The sequence below is a fragment of the Bacillus cereus group sp. BfR-BA-01310 genome (assembly GCF_022664325.1).
Lineage (GTDB): Bacteria > Bacillota > Bacilli > Bacillales > Bacillaceae_G > Bacillus_A > Bacillus_A paramycoides.
This window is the reverse complement of sequence record NZ_JAKUHD010000002.1, coordinates 50,397-66,952: the sequence shown is the minus strand read 5'-3', so window position 1 is coordinate 66,952 and position 16,556 is coordinate 50,397. Positions and strand designations below refer to the sequence as shown.

Sequence of the window (16,556 nt, the reverse complement as noted above, 5' to 3'; positions counted from 1 at the left end):
CCGGTGGCTAAGGTTCTTTCGCACAGAAGATGCTTTTTATCTTCTGGTGCGGAAGGTTCTTAGACATGAGGGTCTAGGAGGCGAAGCTGGACAATATTTAAAAGTGGAAGCGGCTCGTCCAGAATGTGAGGGGGATGGAGCTTCTGACGTAGAGGCGTTCTTTGCCTCGCCGGAAGAAGCGAAGCCACCGAACATTCTAGCCGCTGAAACTGGATAATATATTGAGGAAGCGCCCTGCATAGCAGGGCGCTTTTTTGTATTGTGTGGAGCTTGGTGAGGGATACCCCACTTAGTATGCAGTCAATTATATCAACGATTTTTCAAATATATCGACCACAACTCCGAATATATCAGCGATTATTACAATATATGGACGTTTCGACAAGGATATATCGATTTATCCCGCTATTTGTGGGCAGTAAGACTCCCACCTCAAAATTCGGCTGTAAAGCAAAGGAGTTAGGTGGGAGATCAACTGCCCGTAAAAGCCCGATTGGTGAAGGCTAATAATCCGTGGGGGATGAACAAAACCCCCACGGATTAAAGTTTCACTTTATCCACAAATTGAGACATGGTGAACGGACGCATATACCCCTCAACCTGCAAAAAAAGCCATCAAAAGACGGCTTTAAAACCCAAATATTACAAATATAAAAGGAACGCATATTAAGATAAAAATAACTAATATAAGTAAGACAAAGATACCGACAAATCTCAATTTGCTCGTTTCGTTTTTAGATATTGCAATCATGCTGAATATGAGGCCGAGAATAATGAGTGGGACGCTAATAAATAGAAATAGATTAGGCAAGAAAAGTACGGAAGCGATAAATAAAATGCCTCCTGCTAATGAGGACCATAGTGAGAGAAAGCTATATCGATTAATAGAGAACACCTCCTTATGTAGATAATAATGTAAAATTTTTCATGTTGAAAGGGGAATCTTTTGCTTTTTCTTATAATGCGAGTACAATGTAAAATAGCAAGAAAAGACGAAAAGTATTTACAGGATTATTGCGCGCGTGTAGCGTAAATGGCAGTAAGGAACTGAGAGGAGGTTTTTTCTCTGAATATAAATAAGGAAACAATCATCCACCTATATCATACAAACGATATACATAGTCACTTTGAAAATTGGCCGCAAATTTCTCGGTTTGTACTAGGGGAGAAAAAGCGCAGACAGGAAGCAGGAGAGACTGTTTTAACTGTGGATATTGGCGATCATGTGGATCGTTTTCATAGTATTTCGGAAGCAACAAATGGGCTCGGGAATACGAAGTTATTAAATGAGGCGTTATATGATTATGTAACGATTGGAAATAATGAAGGAATTACATTGGCGAAAGAGCATTTGAATCGTCTATATGATGCTGCTGGGTTTGAGGTGCTCGTAGCGAATCTATTTGAAAAAGAGGGCGTACGTCCGGCCTGGGCAAAGCCTTATAAATTACATACAACGACAGATGGAGTTACGATTGCCTTTATCGGATTAACGGTAGCTTACCCAGAGTTTTATCATATGTTAGACTGGCATATTGAAGATCCAATCATCCATTTAGAATCTATTTTAGAAGAAGTTAAGGATACGGCTCATATTACTGTTGTGCTTTCTCATCTTGGAAAAAGTATGGATGAGTATATGGCGAAACATTATGATATAGATGTTATTTTAGGTGCACATACGCACCATTTATTTGAGCGTGGTGTTCTTGTAAACGATACTTTGCTTTGCTGTTGTGAAAAATGGGGACATTACGTCGGTCACGTTCAGCTTACTGTGGATAAAGAGACGAAGGTGCTCCTAAAAAAAGACGGTAGAGCGATTAAGACAGAACGGTTAGGTGCTTATAGCGAGCCGTTATCCACAATTGAAATGCTGCAGGAAGAAAGCAAACATATAATGGCTGAGCCTGTCGTTCATTTAAAAGAATCATTACCGGTTGATTGGTTTAAAGAGACGACATTTTCTCATATGTTGGCAAGTGCGCTTAAAGAGTGGTGTGATGCGGATATTGGAATGGTGAACGCTGGTGTACTACTTGAGGGATTAAATGAAGGTGTTGTGACGCGCGGGGACATTCATCGAATTTGTCCACATCCAATTAATCCATGTCTATTAAAAGTACCGGGGAAAACGTTAAGAGAAGTTATTTTGAAAGCTCGTAGGCCGAATATGGAGAACCTTGAAGTGAAAGGATTCGGATTCCGAGGAAAAGTAATGGGGAAAATGATTTACGATGGTTTAGAAGTGATTCCAGATACAATTTCAGGGAATAAAATTTTACTAGAAGATGTATTGATTAACGGTGAGTCGCTGGAATTAGAACGTATATATACGGTAGGAACGATTGATATGTTTACATTCGGATACTTATACCCAGAGCTATCCACACTTTCTGACAAACAATATTATATGCCAGAATTACTTAGAGATGTGTTAACAAATATGTTGATAACTTATACATCTTCAGTCAAACTATAGGCTAGTTAACTTGTAACACTCATTTTTCTCTTGTCATACAGATAAGAAAGAGAGGAGTGTGAACTATGGTTAATGTAGAGCCAATTATAATTGATAACTATACGTTCATTGCTGTTAGCGTAAAGCTTCCAAAGACAAATTTGCTAGCTGTAATGAGCGATAAAGGATATATTATGTGCGGTGCTTTAGATGTAGGCCTTTTAAATGAGAAGTTAGGAGATCGAGGAATTATCGCTGGCCGTGCAGTCGGTGTAAGAACAATCGAACAACTTCTTGAAGCGCCGCTGGAATCAGTAACAACTGGAGCAGAAGCTTTAGGTATTCCAGTAGGAACGATCGGAAAAGATGCACTATTAAAAATGAGATAAGCATATATCGTCCCTCTTTCTTGCATAGAGATAGTATAAGAAGGAGGGTTTTCTTATGCGTAAATTTCGTTCGAACAATTCGCGGTTTCGGAGGGGGCCGATTTCCTTTCGGTATATACTGCTTATTTCGTTTATTATTTTTATAGTAATGGTCGTACAAGGATTATGGATTGTGAATAAAAGTATCCAGCCAACATTAATTAAGTATGGAGAAACAGAGACACATAAAATGGCAACAGCAGTCATGACGAAGGCGGTAAAAGACCGAATTAATGAAGGATTTGATGTGGATACGTTAATGAAAGTACAAAATGATAAGAACGGAAAAGTATCTACCATTGATTTAAATACAAAACAAGTAAATGAAATATTAACATCGACTACTGCATACATAGAGAAATATTTACAACAAGTAGAAAAAGGGGATATGAAAGCACTTGGTATTTCTGACGAGAATGGGATATCTATGTCAGTTCCTTTTGGTCGTATAACCGATAATGCGCTTCTTGGTAATATAGGACCAGATATTCCGATTAAATTTACGCCAATTGGTCATGTGAATACGGATATTAAACAGCTAGTTGAGCCGCAAGGAATTAATAATACAGCGATCAAAATTATTATGGAAGTGGAAGTGACGTTGCAAGTTATGATTCCGTTACACACGAAAGAAATTACGGTGAAGCAAAACATTCCGATTGCAACGCGCATCGTTCAAGGTGAGGTACCCACTTATTATGGAAGTGGCGGAGTTGTTGTACCAGATAAAAAGAAAACGGATAGTTAGTATATCTTTAATGAATATAAAAAATAACCGTAGCAATGCGCTACGGTTATCGTTTTGTATTCGCACGTTCTTTTCGTTCCCAAAGGCTCAAATGCATGTATGGATCGAAAGCCCACTCTGTATAGCCGTTGTCTTTATACATTCCAAAATGTAAGTGTGGTGGGAACTTTCCAGCTGTACCAGGAGGACCGTAGCCGGTGCTACCAACAAATCCGATTACTTTTCCTGGTTCGACAATTTGTCCGAGCTGTATTTCTTTTGAGAATCCACCTAAATGAGCGTAATAATGGTAATTATTATGAAGGTCACGAATACCAATGCGCCATCCACCAAGACGATTCCATCCTTTTGTTTCAATAATGCCATAGCAAGTTGATCTTACTGGTACGCCGTATCTAGCAAAAATATCGGTTCCTTCATGAATCCGCCTTCCGCCAAAGCTTCTTCCAGCACCAAAAGTACTACGGTAGCTATGGTCACTGCGAATAGGGAGAGGGAAAGCATTTCCTTCTAAGTTAATACGTCCATAGTGTCTATAAATGCGGGCGTATTCTGTAATTAATTCAACGGTTTTTGCACGTCTATAATATTCCCAAAGCATAATTCTAATACGGTCTTCTGACGTTCCTTGTTTCTTTAAAATAGTTGCTGCCGTATGCAGAAGATCACGGTCGTTATTTGCATTTGCAAACCCATCTTTGTCACCATCTAAACCTATTCCACCAAATAGAGAAATCGCATGGGGGAGAGTATCGTTACTATTAACAGGTCCAGCCCATAGTTCAGGTTTGAAATAAAGGGAAATGATGGCATCTGGTTTTTTCGGAATATCCTTTCTTACGCTCCGTATATTTCTTTCGTATTGATCCATTGCAGCTAAGTAATACCACGGAATGCCTGAAGATTGCTCGGTTTCTTTATATAGTGCCATGCGCTTTTCATATATGCTTTGCTGATTATCTTCACCGTAAGCGATGTTTTGGTGGAGAAGAAAGCAAATTGAAAGCAAAAGAGAAATTTTTCGAAGCATGAAATAGACTCCTTTCACAACATCACTCTTTTTAGTGTGGGATATACGGAGTATTTCATTATAGGGAACGATTGGAAAAAATCTTAGAATCTTCATTTGAGCAAATCGCTTTCATACGTTAGAATAGATATGTTACATTGAAAGAAGCGAACACGGTAAACTATTTCATATTGTGCGGAGTTGATAACCATGACAAAACAAACAGAATATAAGCGCAAGCCCGAATGGTTGAAAATTAAGTTAAACACGAATGAAAACTATACAGGCTTAAAGAAAATGATGCGTTCTAAGAATCTTCATACGGTTTGTGAAGAGGCGAAATGTCCGAATATTCATGAATGCTGGGCTGTAAGGAAAACAGCGACATTTATGATTTTAGGTGCGGTTTGTACACGTGCTTGTCGTTTTTGTGCGGTTAAAACAGGCTTGCCAACTGAGCTTGATTTACAAGAACCAGAACGCGTAGCAGATTCTGTAGTACAAATGGGCTTAAAGCACGTTGTTATAACAGCGGTTGCACGTGATGATTTAAAAGATGGTGGAGCAGCTGTTTTCGCTGAAACAGTACGTGCTGTACGTCGTAAAAATCCATTCACGTCTATCGAAGTATTACCATCTGATATGGGTGGGGTAGAAGAAAACTTAAAAATGTTAATGGATGCAAAACCAGATATTTTGAATCATAACATTGAAACAGTACGTCGATTATCTAACCGAGTTCGCGCTAGAGCAAAATATGACCGTTCATTAGAGTTTTTACGTCGAGCAAAAGAAATGCAGCCTGATATTCCAACTAAATCGAGCATTATGGTGGGCTTAGGAGAAACACGAGAAGATTTAATTGAAGCAATGGATGATTTACGTGCAAACAATGTGGATATTTTAACTCTTGGACAATACCTACAACCATCTAAGAAGCATTTACCAGTTATTAAATATTACCCACCAGCAGAATTTGCAGAGCTTAAAGAAATTGCACTTAGCAAAGGATTTAGCCACTGTGAAGCTGGTCCACTTGTACGTTCTTCTTATCATGCGGACGAGCAAGTACGTTCTGCAAAAGAAAAAACAGCAGAAGCGAAATAATGAAAAAAGAGAGCTATTATTAGCTCTCTTTTTTCTTATACTCTAAAACTCTATTTTGACATGTTGATAAAATCTTTTTTAATTCCTCTGTGGATAATTCAATTGTAAATTCAGGTACACCAGGTGTGATCAAAATTTTATTGTAAGTATAAATGGAACTGTCCACAATAATCGTTACATCTTGTGAATAACCGAAAGGAGCTACACATCCTGGAGTGCAACCAGTCTCTTCTCTTAGCTCATCAGGAGAACAGAGAGATAAGCTCTCTCCTGTTATTTCTTTCATCTCTCCTCGGTTGAGGCGAGTTCCTTCTAGCGTAAAGAATACGTAATACTCCCCGGATTTTGATTTTAAAAATAGGCTTTTACTTGGAGTACCTTGTAAGCCGAGTCTTTCACGAACGATGCGATCTGTCTCATAGTCGAGTACTGGTTCGTGTTCAAATTTTTCATAAGAAGCATTTGTTTTATGTAGTAAAGAAAGTACGTCTTCGTACATATTGCATGATACCCCTCTCTATGTTTTACTGCAGTCTCGCCATATCTTCTCGCAGTGTCAACTGAATGTACTGGAAAGGGATATTACTTGGATGGCGCTTCCCATAATCGTTTTATGATACATTGCTCATCGATTGTAATTTCGTATATATCAGGATTCGTTAAAGTTTTCCATTCACCAAAGCCAATAGTATGATCAAAGTGCTTTAAAATTAGTGTGAGTAAGTTACCGTGTGTAACGAGTAATGTTGTGTCATGCTCTAGTTTTAAAACTTCTTGGATAAGTGAGATAGCGCGATCCATCGCTTGTTTTGTTGACTCTCCGCCTGAATAGGCTATATCTATGTTTGTGAAAGTGTATTCTAGTTTTTGCATCCAATCGTCCATTGGCGCATCGCTTAATACCCGCTCGGCTAATCGTTCATCTTCTTGGATAGATAAGTTAGCTTGGAGCGCATAGGGCCGAATAGAATCGATAGCGCGGACAAAAGGGCTTGAAATAATGTAATCTATTTGTAGATGATTTTCTATGAGGAATTTAGCAAGGGTGTTTGATTGGTCTCTTCCTTCATTTGTTAATTCGGCATTACGCTCTTGTCCAGTTGCTGAACAATGTCGCATTACAATAATTTTCTTCATATTTCATCCCCATCTTTCAAGTTGACGATATATACTTCGACAAATGTGGAAAAAATTCCTTTTTTGTGTACAGAGAAGAGAATAGGGACCGGGGCATGTGGAAAAGTAATGTGGATAATGAAAATTTGGGGTGCTAGCATGAAAAAAATAATAATTATTGCATTCATTGCTTGTTTTCTCACGCAACTGTCCACAACATATGCACAATCAAATCAAAACTTAGAATACCCGAGCAATCAAAATAGGTCATTTGTGAGTGAAGATTTGTTTTATGAGCAGTTAGATAAGAAAATCTATAAGGAATACAAAAATGCAACATATAGTGTTCGTAAAAAAATCTTATTTAAAGAAGTACAAGATGCAGAAGTTACCTTCCGAAAAAAAACAGATGTCGGCTGTCGCAGTAGAGTGGTGATTCGAGATTCGTTTGTTCATCCTGATCGCCAAGTGTACTTTTTGCTTCCTTTTCTCAAGATGAAGTAGAGGAGTTTTATAAGTATATCGTTATAGATGCAGAAACAAAGAAGGAGCTTCTAGGCGGAAAAAGTTATCAACATTGCGATAATCCACATAAAAAATAAACCACCAATTTTGGTGGTTTATTTTTACTCTGAAGCACTCACTAATTTCTCTTTCATTTTGCGAATAAGAACGAAAGCGCCAATTGCGAAGAGAAGAGTAGTTCCTTCTGCGACAAAGATGTTAATTATTTTTGTTTGGTAAAGTGCTGCGAAAAAGTCCACAAGTGCGTGGAATAGTATAGCGTATACGAGGAAAATGTATTTCTTTTGTTTTACCGCGTATACGACAAGCATTGTGAAAGCAATTTGCAGAACGAGTGCCATAATTCTTTCTAAGCTACCGAGTAAGTATAAGTAGGCAGGTTGCTGAATTAATATGTCCTGTAAACGGCTGAGCTCAGGCATTTTTTCAACCATTTGAGCGAAACTTCCGTTGTTAATGGAAGTAGCAAAGATTAATGCTTGTAGGGCAGAAAAGCCACCGACTAAAATTGATTCAATACCACCGTGACCAATTCCGTATGCAAGACCGTCTTTATATTCTCGATATTTTTTCAGTAAGTAGTAAAAGGCAACAAAGCGCCCTAATTCTTCAAAAATACCAGCAGTTAACCCACCGTAAATCGCAAAGATAAATGGGTTTTCTAAAACCGCAGCTGTTGCTGGATTTCCTCGCATAAATAGGTGGAATGGTGTTTCGAGAATTTGGGTAAACCCGATAAAGATAAGGACACCAACGCCAACTATTTTCCAATTAATATTATATTTCTTGCGGAAATAAACGAGTACAATAATTGGGATCAAAATCGAGAGAACGAGCTGAATGATGATACTGGCAATTACAGTATTTGAAACCATACTTTCACCGCTTTCTAATGTATGTACATATATATTATGCATGAAATGTAGGAGAATGTGGAGAGATGAATCTTTCAAAAGTAAAATGAAGTTTTTATTGACTCTAACGTTGCGTCATACTTTATCGTATGTAGTAAGGGGGAGATATGCATGACAATGAGGGTAAAAGAAGTAGCTGATTTAGTTGGAATTAGTGTGCGCACACTGCATCATTACGATGAAATTGGGTTGTTAACCCCAGATGATACAACAGAGTCTGGATATCGTCTGTATTCCGATGAAAATTTAGAAACGCTGCAGCAAATTTTATTTTTCAAAGAGCTTGGCTTCCCTTTGAAGAAGATTAAGGAAATTATCATGAGTCCTTCATTCGACCGTGAAGAGGCATTACAGCTTCATAAGAAAATGCTTCTTGAAAAGCGAGCTAGATTGGATAAGGTGATTGCGACGATTGATAAAACAATTAAGCATACAAAAGGAGAGATTGAGATGACGAATAAAGAGAAATTTGAAGGATTTGATTTTAGTCATAACCCATATGAAGAAGAAGCACGTGAACGATGGGGAGATACAGCTGTGGATAAAGCGAATGAGACTGCAAAAGGTATGTCTAAAGAGAAACAGGAAGAGTTTAATAATATTTATAGAGAGCTAGCGGCGCTTAGACACGGCGCACCTGATTCTAGAGAGGCGCAAGACGCAATTGGAGTATGGTACAATTACTTGCAAAACTTCGGTGAATATTCATTAGAAGCCTTTAAAGGATTAGGTCAAATGTATGTCGCTGATGAGCGCTTTACAAAAAATATTGATAAGTTTGGTGAAGGTTTAGCACAGTTTATGTGTGATGCGATGGAGGTTTATGCGGATCGTAATAAAAAATGAAATAATCGTTAATATAATTTCATTTAAATAGTTATTTGTTCAATGAATTCAAAAAAGGTGGAGGCTTTCTCCACCTTTTTTATTTTTTAATCATATTATTCAAAGTTTGATTCCCCGTATTGTTCAAATGAGGATTTTTGCTCATTTCCCGTTTTAGCATATCAAGACTTTGTTCATATTCTTTATCGTTTAATGCACCGGATTGAAGGCCTTGAATTTGAGAAATCAACTTTTGGTTTGTTGATACATATGCTTTATAATAGCGAGGGACGATGGACAAAGCTGTTTTATATACTTGATCTGTTACGAGTGCTGGGTCAGTTGTGTTTGCGCGGTATACAACAAACACTTCATCATCGGTAACGAGTGTAGCCGCATTGGTGACGTCAGGAAGTTTGACTGTCATGCTTGTAATCATTTCAGCGACTTTCTCGCGGTTAATTGCTCCTACTTGTTTGTTAGGTACTTCATGTTTTTGTTTAGAAGAATAACCGACTCTCGTTAATCTTGTATTTGTGTTTTCAGTATGATACATGTCGTTTTTGTTGGAAACGAGAACACGACTTCCTTCTTCACGCTCCATTTCGGCTTTATTAGTTGTTTGGCAGCCTGCAAATAAGGAAAGAGTGAGAAGAGAGAGTATAATTTGCTTTTTCACGATGTATCACCTCCTTCTCCATAGCATGCACTAATTTTCAATTTTTTGTATTTGAAATTGTTGGTTGTTATGCTTTGTGATACGATAAAAAGAAGAATGCTTAGAGAGGAAGTTAATGATGGAGCAAAAGCAAGAGATTCATGCTACGGTGAGCGTTAATAATGTTCAGTACGAAGTAATTAAAAACTTTCGTGATGGTTTTAGTGAAGAAGCATTTAAAGAGCGTTATGCAGAAATTTTAAATAAATATGATTATATCGTTGGAGATTGGGGTTATGAGCAACTTAGATTGCGTGGATTCTTTGATGATAGTAATCAACGTTCGACATATGATACGAAAATTAGTACTTTATCAGAGTATTTATATGAGTACTGTAACTTCGGTTGTGCACATTTTGTATTACGAAAAGTGAAGAAATAAAAAAATCCTCTTACGATTGTAAGAGGATTTTTTCATAGCAGTTGTACCAATTATGAGGAGGCTGTTTACTTGCAAAATAAACAGCACCGCGGCAAATATAATTGTTTTTTTTCGTATAGGCTTAATGAAACGGGATTACCTGTAAAGCAACCGTACTTTTTCTCACCTTTAACATGAGAGCCCCCTTACAAGCAAATTGAAATATAATCACCTTCAGAAAGAGTTTTCTTTGGCTTCATTTGTTGGCCATTTAATTGAATATGACCACTTTTAATTTTATCCACAATGATAGTACGGCTCCAATCTGAAATATATGTGGATAACACTTTATCAATTCGGTGGGAGCCGAAAAGAATGTCTATTACGATTGTTATTTCGGCTATACCATTTTCTTTGTAGTGTGTAATGGAAATATTGTTGTTTGTTTCATGTTGTTCTTGCTCAGTCATATCGACTGTTTCGACATGATCAGTAAATGATTTATAAATATGAAGTTTTTGATTCCACGTATGATTTTTCGGACACTTATAAATTGCAAACCGGTATATATTCTTTCCGTTTGCATTATGTCTGCGAATATTCGTATCAGTAAAAAGGGTAGTACATCCGCAATTTTTACAATACTTTTCGATTATGCTTTGCTCGTTTTCATATAAACTCCAAGAAAGTTGTACTTTTTGCATTTTCCTTCACCTCTTATATTAGTTATATTAGTGGCAAAGGAACGTAATACAGCTATTTGGATGTCTTGTAGTATGAAGACATAAGAAGTAGACAAAAATAAAAGGAGGCTCCCAAAAGAGGAACCTCCGTAAACGTCATACTACAGATGCGTCACGTTCCTTTGTAATGGGAATGGGCAGACTACTCCCTTGAAAAAGCACGGTGCTTTTTTGAGAGTAATGCTATCCAATTGCTGGTCCATTACAAAGTAAATGTTGGCATACGTAGATAACGTCCTTTCTATCCAAATAGATTTTCTCATAATTATAACACAAGGGATTGAAAATTCGAAACTGTTATAATAAAAAAACACCAGCTAAACTAGCTGGTGTATAAGATAAATTATATAAGTTCAAATAAAAATGAGCGTAATTCTTCTGCAATTTCTTCAGACATAGAAAATACGTGCTCTAAGTAGCCTGGTTCGTTTAAATCGTCAGGACCGATGATAGCAAATTTATTGCGCTGCATATCAAGGACAATCGTTTTACCGTAATGACGATCGGAGTATAAAAGCGCTAAATCATGACGCTCATTTTCCCCCATAAAGCTAACGAAGCGAGTTTTTGTAGCGACTGTATCGTCGTACAGAAAGAAACGTTCTTCCATACACATGGCTCCTTTTTAAATATCTAAGTTTAAGTGAGGCTTATGGTCTAAATGGTGATGTGTTTTAATGAATCGTACCGTTCTTGTTTTGTAACGCATAACGATAGAATATGTTTCAGCTAAATCTCCACCTAGGAATTTCACGCCATCTAATAATTCACCAGCAGATACACCTGTTGCTGAGAAGATTGCGTCATCACCAGATACTAAGTCATCTAACATAAGAAGTTGACGAGGATCTTCTAATCCCATTTCACGGCAACGAGCTTCTTCTTCTTCGTTCATTGGAACTAAGCGAGCTTGCATTTCGCCTTCAAGGCATTTTAATGCAGCTGCAGAGATAACGCCTTCTGGAGCGCCACCAACACCTACGAATAAGTCGATACCTGTTCCAGGTAAAGCTGTTGCGATTGATGCACCGACATCTCCATCACCAAATAGTTTTACGCGTGCACCTTTTGCACGAACACGGTCAATAATATCTTGATGACGTTCACGTTCTTGGACGATAACCGTTAGGTCACGAATTTTTTTATTGTTTGCTTCTGCTACAATTTCAATTGTTTTTTCAATTGGATCATCTAAGCTAATTTTACCAGCTGCTTTTGGACCAACCGCGATTTTTTCCATGTACATATCAGGAGCATGAAGAAGGTTTCCTTTATCTGCGATTGCGATAACTGCCATTGCATTTGCAAGACCTTTTGCAACGATGTTTGTACCTTCTAATGGATCAACGGCGATATCTACTTCTGGACCGTTACCTGTTCCTAGTTCTTCACCAATATACAACATCGGTGCTTCATCAAGTTCTCCTTCACCGATTACAACTGTACCTGCCATGTTTACTGAATCGAACATATCACGCATAGCTGTAGTTGCTGCATCATCTGCTTCGTTTTTCTTTCCGCGGCCCATCCACTGTGCGGATGCTAAGGCTGCTGCTTCTGTTACACGGACAATTTCTAGTGCGAGTTCACGTTCCAAGGTTGCATTCCTCCAATTTCAAAAATCATACAAATATAACTATAACAAATAACAAGGAAAAGGTGAATTCGAAAAATTGTCGATTTTTTCAGAAGAAAGCGTTACAATTAAAATGTAAATGCTTTAATTTCCAGGTAGGTGACATTCATGTACTTTGTAGACAGAAAGAAAATTGAACAAATGCTAGTATGTTTAGAACAGGCAACAAATACATTTCAAGAGAAAAAGACATATGAAACCGAGTTTGAATTTTACGCATTAGAGCGCATGTCGCATCTTATTATTGATTGTATATTAGATGTAGGAAATGCAATGATTGATGGATTTATTATGCGAGATCCAGGAAGTTATGAAGATATTATTGATATTTTAATGGACGAGAGAGTCATAAGTGGAGAAGAGGGAAAAGACATTAAAGAGATTATTCTTCTTCGAAAAATGCTTATGCAAGATTATATTCAAATGAATCATGATGAATTATATAAGACGATTCAAAAACATATCGCAGTGGTAGAGAAATACCCAGCGAATATTCGCAGTTATTTAGAAAAGGAATTAGGACCTGTATCTGCATTTGTACCAGAATAATTGTGCTTATAAGATCCCCAAAATACCTTTTGGGGATCTTATATTGTATATGAGAAGGAAAAGGGAGAAGGGTGAAATATGGGAGAAGCACGTACTACGAAAGAAGAGATTATACAATTATTGAAGGTAAAGGGCGAGCATACTGTAGCAGACTTAGCTGAAGCTTTAGAGATTACTGAGATGGCGATCCGTCGACATTTAAGTAAACTGGAGAAAGGTGAGCTAATCTATTCAAAGATGGTAAGACAGCATGTTGGACGACCAACATATTTGTATGGATTAAGTCAAAAGGGAGAAGATACATTCCCGAAAGAGTATAAGCAATTTGCTATTGATATGCTAGAAGATTTAGCTCGAATGGGCGATGAAAAAATACTTCGATACGTTTTACAAGCGAGAACGAAACGAATGGAAGAACAGTTGCAAAAGAAGATAAGTAATCAAAGTCATTTAGCCTATAAGGTACAGGAAATAGCTGCTATACAAGAGCGAAACGGTTATATGGTTCAAATAAAGAGAGATGGGGAGCATTCTTTCATACTTGAAAAGCAAAACTGTCCGTTAAAGGAAATTGCAGAGAAATTTCCGCAAGTGTGTGAAGATGAAAAAGATATGTATAAGCGGTTATTTGCAGGTGCAAATGTGAAAACATTAGCAAATATGTGTGAAGGCGATTGTAATTGCTCGTACCAAATAAAAGAGAAAAAATGAACGTTATGGGACGCTTTAGGGTAAAGCGTTTTTTTCTTTTGAAAAAGGGGTTAATATAAGAGTGGTATGAGAGATGTAGAACTCTAGCATAGAAGGAGAGACATGATAGATGTATAAAGGCTATTTAATTGACTTGGACGGTACGATGTATCGCGGGGAAGAACAAATTGAAGAAGCGAGCGACTTCGTAAAAGCGTTAGGAGAACGCGGCATTCCGTATTTATTTGTTACGAATAACTCGACTCGCAAACCAGAACAAGTTGCAGAAAAACTTGTTCGTTTCGATATTCCAGCGAAAGCGGAACAAGTATTCACAACGAGTATGGCTACAGCGAACTTTATTTATGAGCGCAAACAAGATGCAACTGTATATATGATTGGTGAAGAGGGCTTACATGATGCACTTGTGGAAAAAGGATTTAAACTTGTGGATGAAAATCCTGATTTCGTCGTTGTTGGATTAGATCGCGATATCACATATGAAAAATTAGCGAAAGCATGCCTTGCAGTGCGTAACGGTGCAACGTTTATTTCAACAAATGGGGACATTGCTATTCCGACTGAGCGCGGATTATTACCAGGTAACGGTTCATTAACATCAGTTGTAGCAGTATCAACAGGTGTGGATCCAATCTTTATTGGAAAACCAGAATCAATCATTATGGAACAAGCGTTAAAAGTGCTTGGTGTAGGAAAAGAAGAAGCATTAATGGTTGGGGATAACTACGATACAGATATTTTAGCGGGGATAAATGCTGGTATGCATACCCTTATTGTCCACACTGGAGTAACAACTGTGGAGAAGTTAACAGAATATGAAGTACAACCGACGCAAGTTGTGCATAACTTGACGGAGTGGATTGAGAAGATGTAATGAGAAACAGGTGACCTTTTGGGTGACCTGTTTTTTTATGCACAATTGCATATGTAATACATGTATAAGAAATATAAAATTAAGATGTGATGATATATAAAGGTGGGATAAAAGTGTATTGGATGTCATGTATTATATTTGTTTTTACATTATGTACTTTGTTCTTCGTTCTATGCAAGATATATAAAATAAAGGGTATGAAAAAAAGTGCTGGAAAACTTATTGCAACATATCCTCGGGTGAAACGACGTTGGATTGCGTCACTTGGACCAGCGTATTTCATCGGACAATGTATGTATACGTATGCTCAATACGTAAGTGGTGATATTGGTACAGCAGATCAGTTTCTCGTTCAGTCAGGTAGTTATGCTGTAGCAAGTTGTTTTATGACTTTATTAGCCATCCACCTTATTAAAAATGTACAAATATATGAAAAAGGTGTAATAGACGGATTAAACTTTTATTCATATGAAGCATTAAAAGGGTATAAAACATCTACATGGGAAAATTCAAAGGAAAATATTTTTTTATATCGCGGGCGAGAGAAAATGAATGATAATGTTAATTTACTTATTAGAGAAGAGGATATGGATGAGGTGGAAAATATCCTTCAAAGATATATTCCTAAACTAATGATGAAATAGAAAAACTCCGGTCTTATAACCGGAGTTTTTCATTTTTGTGGATATGCGAATAGTTATGTTTAACGTATTTGTGTAACTATTATGGTTACTTTTGTTGCGAGAGTCAAATAATAGATTGTGTATGTATAAAAAGACGCTAAAAATCGCCTTTCTATACTCCACTCATACAAAGAACAAAGAAGACGAATAAAATGATGATAATACCGATACCAAAGTTGAATACAAGAGTAGTATCCATATATGTAACCTCCTTGTTTGAAAGTAAAAAGCACTCTGGCTGGAGTGCTTTTTATTATCCGAATCTGTAGCAATTGACTTCATAACCTATATAGAGGGATTAATGTGTTTAAAGAGTCATATTACTGTATGTATTTATTTTAATGAATGAGCAAGTCCTGTTAAGAAAGAAATAGTGAAATATAGAAAAAAAGACACTCTTTCGAGTGTCTTTTTCGATGACATAATGTGTCAATTGCTTGAGTTTGATAAGACGCTAATTTCCGTTTAACGCCTTTTCTTTAATCAAGAAGTGTAGCAACAGCGATTCACATAAATTGTAGCACTTTTCAAATGGAAGTGCGTATGTAATTATGCATATTACGATTAGAGGAGAATCAATTGTAAAAAATGAATGAGTAAATATATGTAAATCAGTAGAGTGGTTGATAAGGAGTGAGATGAATGGATATACATAAGTTAACAGGAGAAGAAGCAAACGAAATAAATGCGTGGGTATACGAGGAACCGTATACGTTATATAGCTTTTCAGGAGATGCGGAAGTAATAGAAGAATTATTAGATGGGACATATTACGGTTGTTGTGATGAGAAGGGAGACTTAATCGGCTATTTTTGCTTTGGAGAAAATGCACAAGTGCCAGGCGGAAGAGATGCCAATTTATATGAGGGCGAAGATGTAGTAGATATCGGAATTGGAATGAAGCCGGAGTTAGCAGGGAAAGGGATGGGGGAAATGTTTTTTCAAGCAGGGATAGCATTTGCTGCTGAGGAATTCAATTCGAAAATGTTTCGACTGAGTGTGGCGACATTTAATAAAAGAGCGATTAGGCTATATAAAACAATTGGATTTCAACCAGGGCCTATTTTTTTGAGTCGGGGAAGAGAGTTTATGCTTATGGAATATGAAAGGCCGTCAGTATGAAACTGGCGGCCTAGAAAATGTTATTA

Annotated in this window: 20 protein-coding genes and 2 pseudogenes; 13 read left to right on the top strand and 9 right to left on the bottom strand. The window is 37.3% G+C overall.

The features are described from left to right. Positions 1–46: 46 nt before the first annotated feature. From MR109_RS05440 to yunB, 4 genes are all read left to right on the top strand, one after another. Complete coding sequence (locus tag MR109_RS05440) at positions 47–217, top strand: hypothetical protein (RefSeq protein WP_242271250.1); 171 nt, start codon at positions 47–49, stop codon at positions 215–217. An 849-nt stretch (positions 218–1,066) separates the two neighbouring features. Then, entirely contained in the window at positions 1,067–2,482 is a 1,416-nt protein-coding gene (locus tag MR109_RS05435; protein WP_277930970.1) for a bifunctional metallophosphatase/5'-nucleotidase, read from the top strand. A gap of 65 nt (positions 2,483–2,547) precedes the next feature. After that, positions 2,548–2,850 (top strand): YunC family protein, encoded by a 303-nt coding sequence (locus tag MR109_RS05430; protein ID WP_002015926.1) that lies wholly within the window; start codon positions 2,548–2,550, stop codon positions 2,848–2,850. A 55-nt stretch (positions 2,851–2,905) separates the two neighbouring features. Continuing rightward, on the top strand, positions 2,906–3,637 hold the full coding sequence (gene yunB / locus MR109_RS05425; protein WP_242271249.1) for a sporulation protein YunB: 732 nt from the start codon (positions 2,906–2,908) through the stop codon (positions 3,635–3,637). 46 nt (positions 3,638–3,683) lie between these two features. Here the strand turns inward: yunB and MR109_RS05420 are convergent, their stop codons facing one another. Then, positions 3,684–4,667, bottom strand: a complete 984-nt coding sequence (locus tag MR109_RS05420; protein ID WP_098473677.1) for a M23 family metallopeptidase — start codon at positions 4,665–4,667, stop codon at positions 3,684–3,686. A gap of 189 nt (positions 4,668–4,856) precedes the next feature. On the opposite strand from MR109_RS05420, the gene lipA reads away from it, so the two are divergent. After that, on the top strand, positions 4,857–5,753 hold the full coding sequence (gene lipA, locus MR109_RS05415; RefSeq protein ID WP_242271248.1) for a lipoyl synthase: 897 nt from the start codon (positions 4,857–4,859) through the stop codon (positions 5,751–5,753). A 19-nt stretch (positions 5,754–5,772) separates the two neighbouring features. Here lipA and MR109_RS05410 read toward each other — a convergent pair whose 3' ends face one another. Together MR109_RS05410 and MR109_RS05405 are read right to left on the bottom strand one after the other, a co-directional pair. After that, the gene (locus MR109_RS05410; protein ID WP_071718362.1) at positions 5,773–6,252 is read right to left on the bottom strand and encodes a YbaK/EbsC family protein; all 480 of its coding nucleotides are present in this window, start codon (positions 6,250–6,252) and stop codon (positions 5,773–5,775) included. A gap of 83 nt (positions 6,253–6,335) precedes the next feature. After that, the gene (locus MR109_RS05405) at positions 6,336–6,890 is read right to left on the bottom strand and encodes a histidine phosphatase family protein (RefSeq protein WP_242271247.1); all 555 of its coding nucleotides are present in this window, start codon (positions 6,888–6,890) and stop codon (positions 6,336–6,338) included. Positions 6,891–7,028: 138 nt separating this feature from the next. Here MR109_RS05405 and MR109_RS05400 point away from each other — a divergent pair. Beyond that, a pseudogene (locus MR109_RS05400) lies at positions 7,029–7,471 on the top strand (hypothetical protein). Positions 7,472–7,495: 24 nt separating this feature from the next. On the opposite strand, the gene MR109_RS05395 reads toward MR109_RS05400, so the two are convergent. Beyond that, positions 7,496–8,311 (bottom strand): YhfC family intramembrane metalloprotease, encoded by an 816-nt coding sequence (locus tag MR109_RS05395; RefSeq protein WP_071718360.1) that lies wholly within the window; start codon positions 8,309–8,311, stop codon positions 7,496–7,498. A 108-nt stretch (positions 8,312–8,419) separates the two neighbouring features. On the opposite strand from MR109_RS05395, the gene MR109_RS05390 reads away from it, so the two are divergent. After that, on the top strand, positions 8,420–9,154 hold the full coding sequence (locus tag MR109_RS05390; RefSeq protein ID WP_242271246.1) for a MerR family transcriptional regulator: 735 nt from the start codon (positions 8,420–8,422) through the stop codon (positions 9,152–9,154). Between the two features lie 79 nt (positions 9,155–9,233). Here MR109_RS05390 and MR109_RS05385 read toward each other — a convergent pair whose 3' ends face one another. Next, the gene (locus MR109_RS05385) at positions 9,234–9,812 is read right to left on the bottom strand and encodes a YhcN/YlaJ family sporulation lipoprotein (protein ID WP_242271245.1); all 579 of its coding nucleotides are present in this window, start codon (positions 9,810–9,812) and stop codon (positions 9,234–9,236) included. Positions 9,813–9,930: 118 nt separating this feature from the next. Between MR109_RS05385 and MR109_RS05380 the strand changes: the two genes are divergently transcribed. Next, positions 9,931–10,233, top strand: coding sequence for a YutD family protein (locus MR109_RS05380; RefSeq protein WP_002174050.1), 303 nt, complete (start codon positions 9,931–9,933; stop codon positions 10,231–10,233). Between the two features lie 10 nt (positions 10,234–10,243). Here the strand turns inward: MR109_RS05380 and MR109_RS05375 are convergent. The 4 genes and pseudogenes from MR109_RS05375 to glpX form a co-directional block, all read right to left on the bottom strand. Beyond that, positions 10,244–10,382 (bottom strand): annotated as a pseudogene (locus MR109_RS05375) (GNAT family N-acetyltransferase); the annotation flags it as partial. A gap of 36 nt (positions 10,383–10,418) precedes the next feature. After that, complete coding sequence (locus tag MR109_RS05370) at positions 10,419–10,916, bottom strand: cytoplasmic protein (RefSeq protein WP_242271244.1); 498 nt, start codon at positions 10,914–10,916, stop codon at positions 10,419–10,421. A 382-nt stretch (positions 10,917–11,298) separates the two neighbouring features. Further along, the gene (locus MR109_RS05365) at positions 11,299–11,565 is read right to left on the bottom strand and encodes a DUF3055 domain-containing protein (RefSeq protein WP_242271243.1); all 267 of its coding nucleotides are present in this window, start codon (positions 11,563–11,565) and stop codon (positions 11,299–11,301) included. Positions 11,566–11,580: 15 nt separating this feature from the next. Further along, positions 11,581–12,552 carry a class II fructose-bisphosphatase gene (glpX, locus tag MR109_RS05360; protein WP_000439096.1) on the bottom strand — a complete coding sequence of 324 codons (972 nt, stop codon included), beginning with the start codon at positions 12,550–12,552 and terminating at the stop codon, positions 11,581–11,583. Between the two features lie 147 nt (positions 12,553–12,699). On the opposite strand from glpX, the gene MR109_RS05355 reads away from it, so the two are divergent. From MR109_RS05355 to MR109_RS05335, 5 genes are all read left to right on the top strand, one after another. After that, entirely contained in the window at positions 12,700–13,140 is a 441-nt protein-coding gene (locus MR109_RS05355) for a DUF86 domain-containing protein (protein ID WP_025149589.1), read from the top strand. A 78-nt stretch (positions 13,141–13,218) separates the two neighbouring features. Then, entirely contained in the window at positions 13,219–13,851 is a 633-nt protein-coding gene (locus MR109_RS05350; protein WP_242271242.1) for a helix-turn-helix transcriptional regulator, read from the top strand. 109 nt (positions 13,852–13,960) lie between these two features. After that, positions 13,961–14,725 carry a TIGR01457 family HAD-type hydrolase gene (locus MR109_RS05345; RefSeq protein ID WP_002174045.1) on the top strand — a complete coding sequence of 255 codons (765 nt, stop codon included), beginning with the start codon at positions 13,961–13,963 and terminating at the stop codon, positions 14,723–14,725. 113 nt (positions 14,726–14,838) lie between these two features. Then, positions 14,839–15,369, top strand: a complete 531-nt coding sequence (locus MR109_RS05340; RefSeq protein ID WP_242271241.1) for an iron ABC transporter substrate-binding protein — start codon at positions 14,839–14,841, stop codon at positions 15,367–15,369. 681 nt (positions 15,370–16,050) lie between these two features. Beyond that, a complete protein-coding gene (locus MR109_RS05335) occupies positions 16,051–16,530 on the top strand; it encodes a GNAT family N-acetyltransferase (RefSeq protein ID WP_242271240.1) in 480 nt (159 codons plus the stop codon). Positions 16,531–16,556 lie beyond the last annotated feature (26 nt).

Bases quoted from the DNA above. Each gene is read 5' to 3' on its own strand.
- MR109_RS05430 (WP_002015926.1), top strand. From the start codon at position 2,548: ATGGTTAATGTAGAGCCAATTATAATTGATAACTATACGTTCATTGCT.
- yunB (WP_242271249.1), top strand. From the start codon at position 2,906: ATGCGTAAATTTCGTTCGAACAATTCGCGGTTTCGGAGGGGGCCGATT.
- MR109_RS05420 (WP_098473677.1), bottom strand. From the start codon at position 4,667: ATGCTTCGAAAAATTTCTCTTTTGCTTTCAATTTGCTTTCTTCTCCAC.
- lipA (WP_242271248.1), top strand. From the start codon at position 4,857: ATGACAAAACAAACAGAATATAAGCGCAAGCCCGAATGGTTGAAAATT.
- MR109_RS05410 (WP_071718362.1), bottom strand. From the start codon at position 6,252: ATGTACGAAGACGTACTTTCTTTACTACATAAAACAAATGCTTCTTAT.
- MR109_RS05405 (WP_242271247.1), bottom strand. From the start codon at position 6,890: ATGAAGAAAATTATTGTAATGCGACATTGTTCAGCAACTGGACAAGAG.
- MR109_RS05395 (WP_071718360.1), bottom strand. From the start codon at position 8,311: ATGCATAATATATATGTACATACATTAGAAAGCGGTGAAAGTATGGTT.
- MR109_RS05390 (WP_242271246.1), top strand. From the start codon at position 8,420: ATGACAATGAGGGTAAAAGAAGTAGCTGATTTAGTTGGAATTAGTGTG.
- MR109_RS05380 (WP_002174050.1), top strand. From the start codon at position 9,931: ATGGAGCAAAAGCAAGAGATTCATGCTACGGTGAGCGTTAATAATGTT.
- MR109_RS05370 (WP_242271244.1), bottom strand. From the start codon at position 10,916: ATGCAAAAAGTACAACTTTCTTGGAGTTTATATGAAAACGAGCAAAGC.
- MR109_RS05365 (WP_242271243.1), bottom strand. From the start codon at position 11,565: ATGGAAGAACGTTTCTTTCTGTACGACGATACAGTCGCTACAAAAACT.
- MR109_RS05355 (WP_025149589.1), top strand. From the start codon at position 12,700: ATGTACTTTGTAGACAGAAAGAAAATTGAACAAATGCTAGTATGTTTA.
- MR109_RS05350 (WP_242271242.1), top strand. From the start codon at position 13,219: ATGGGAGAAGCACGTACTACGAAAGAAGAGATTATACAATTATTGAAG.
- MR109_RS05345 (WP_002174045.1), top strand. From the start codon at position 13,961: ATGTATAAAGGCTATTTAATTGACTTGGACGGTACGATGTATCGCGGG.
- MR109_RS05335 (WP_242271240.1), top strand. From the start codon at position 16,051: ATGGATATACATAAGTTAACAGGAGAAGAAGCAAACGAAATAAATGCG.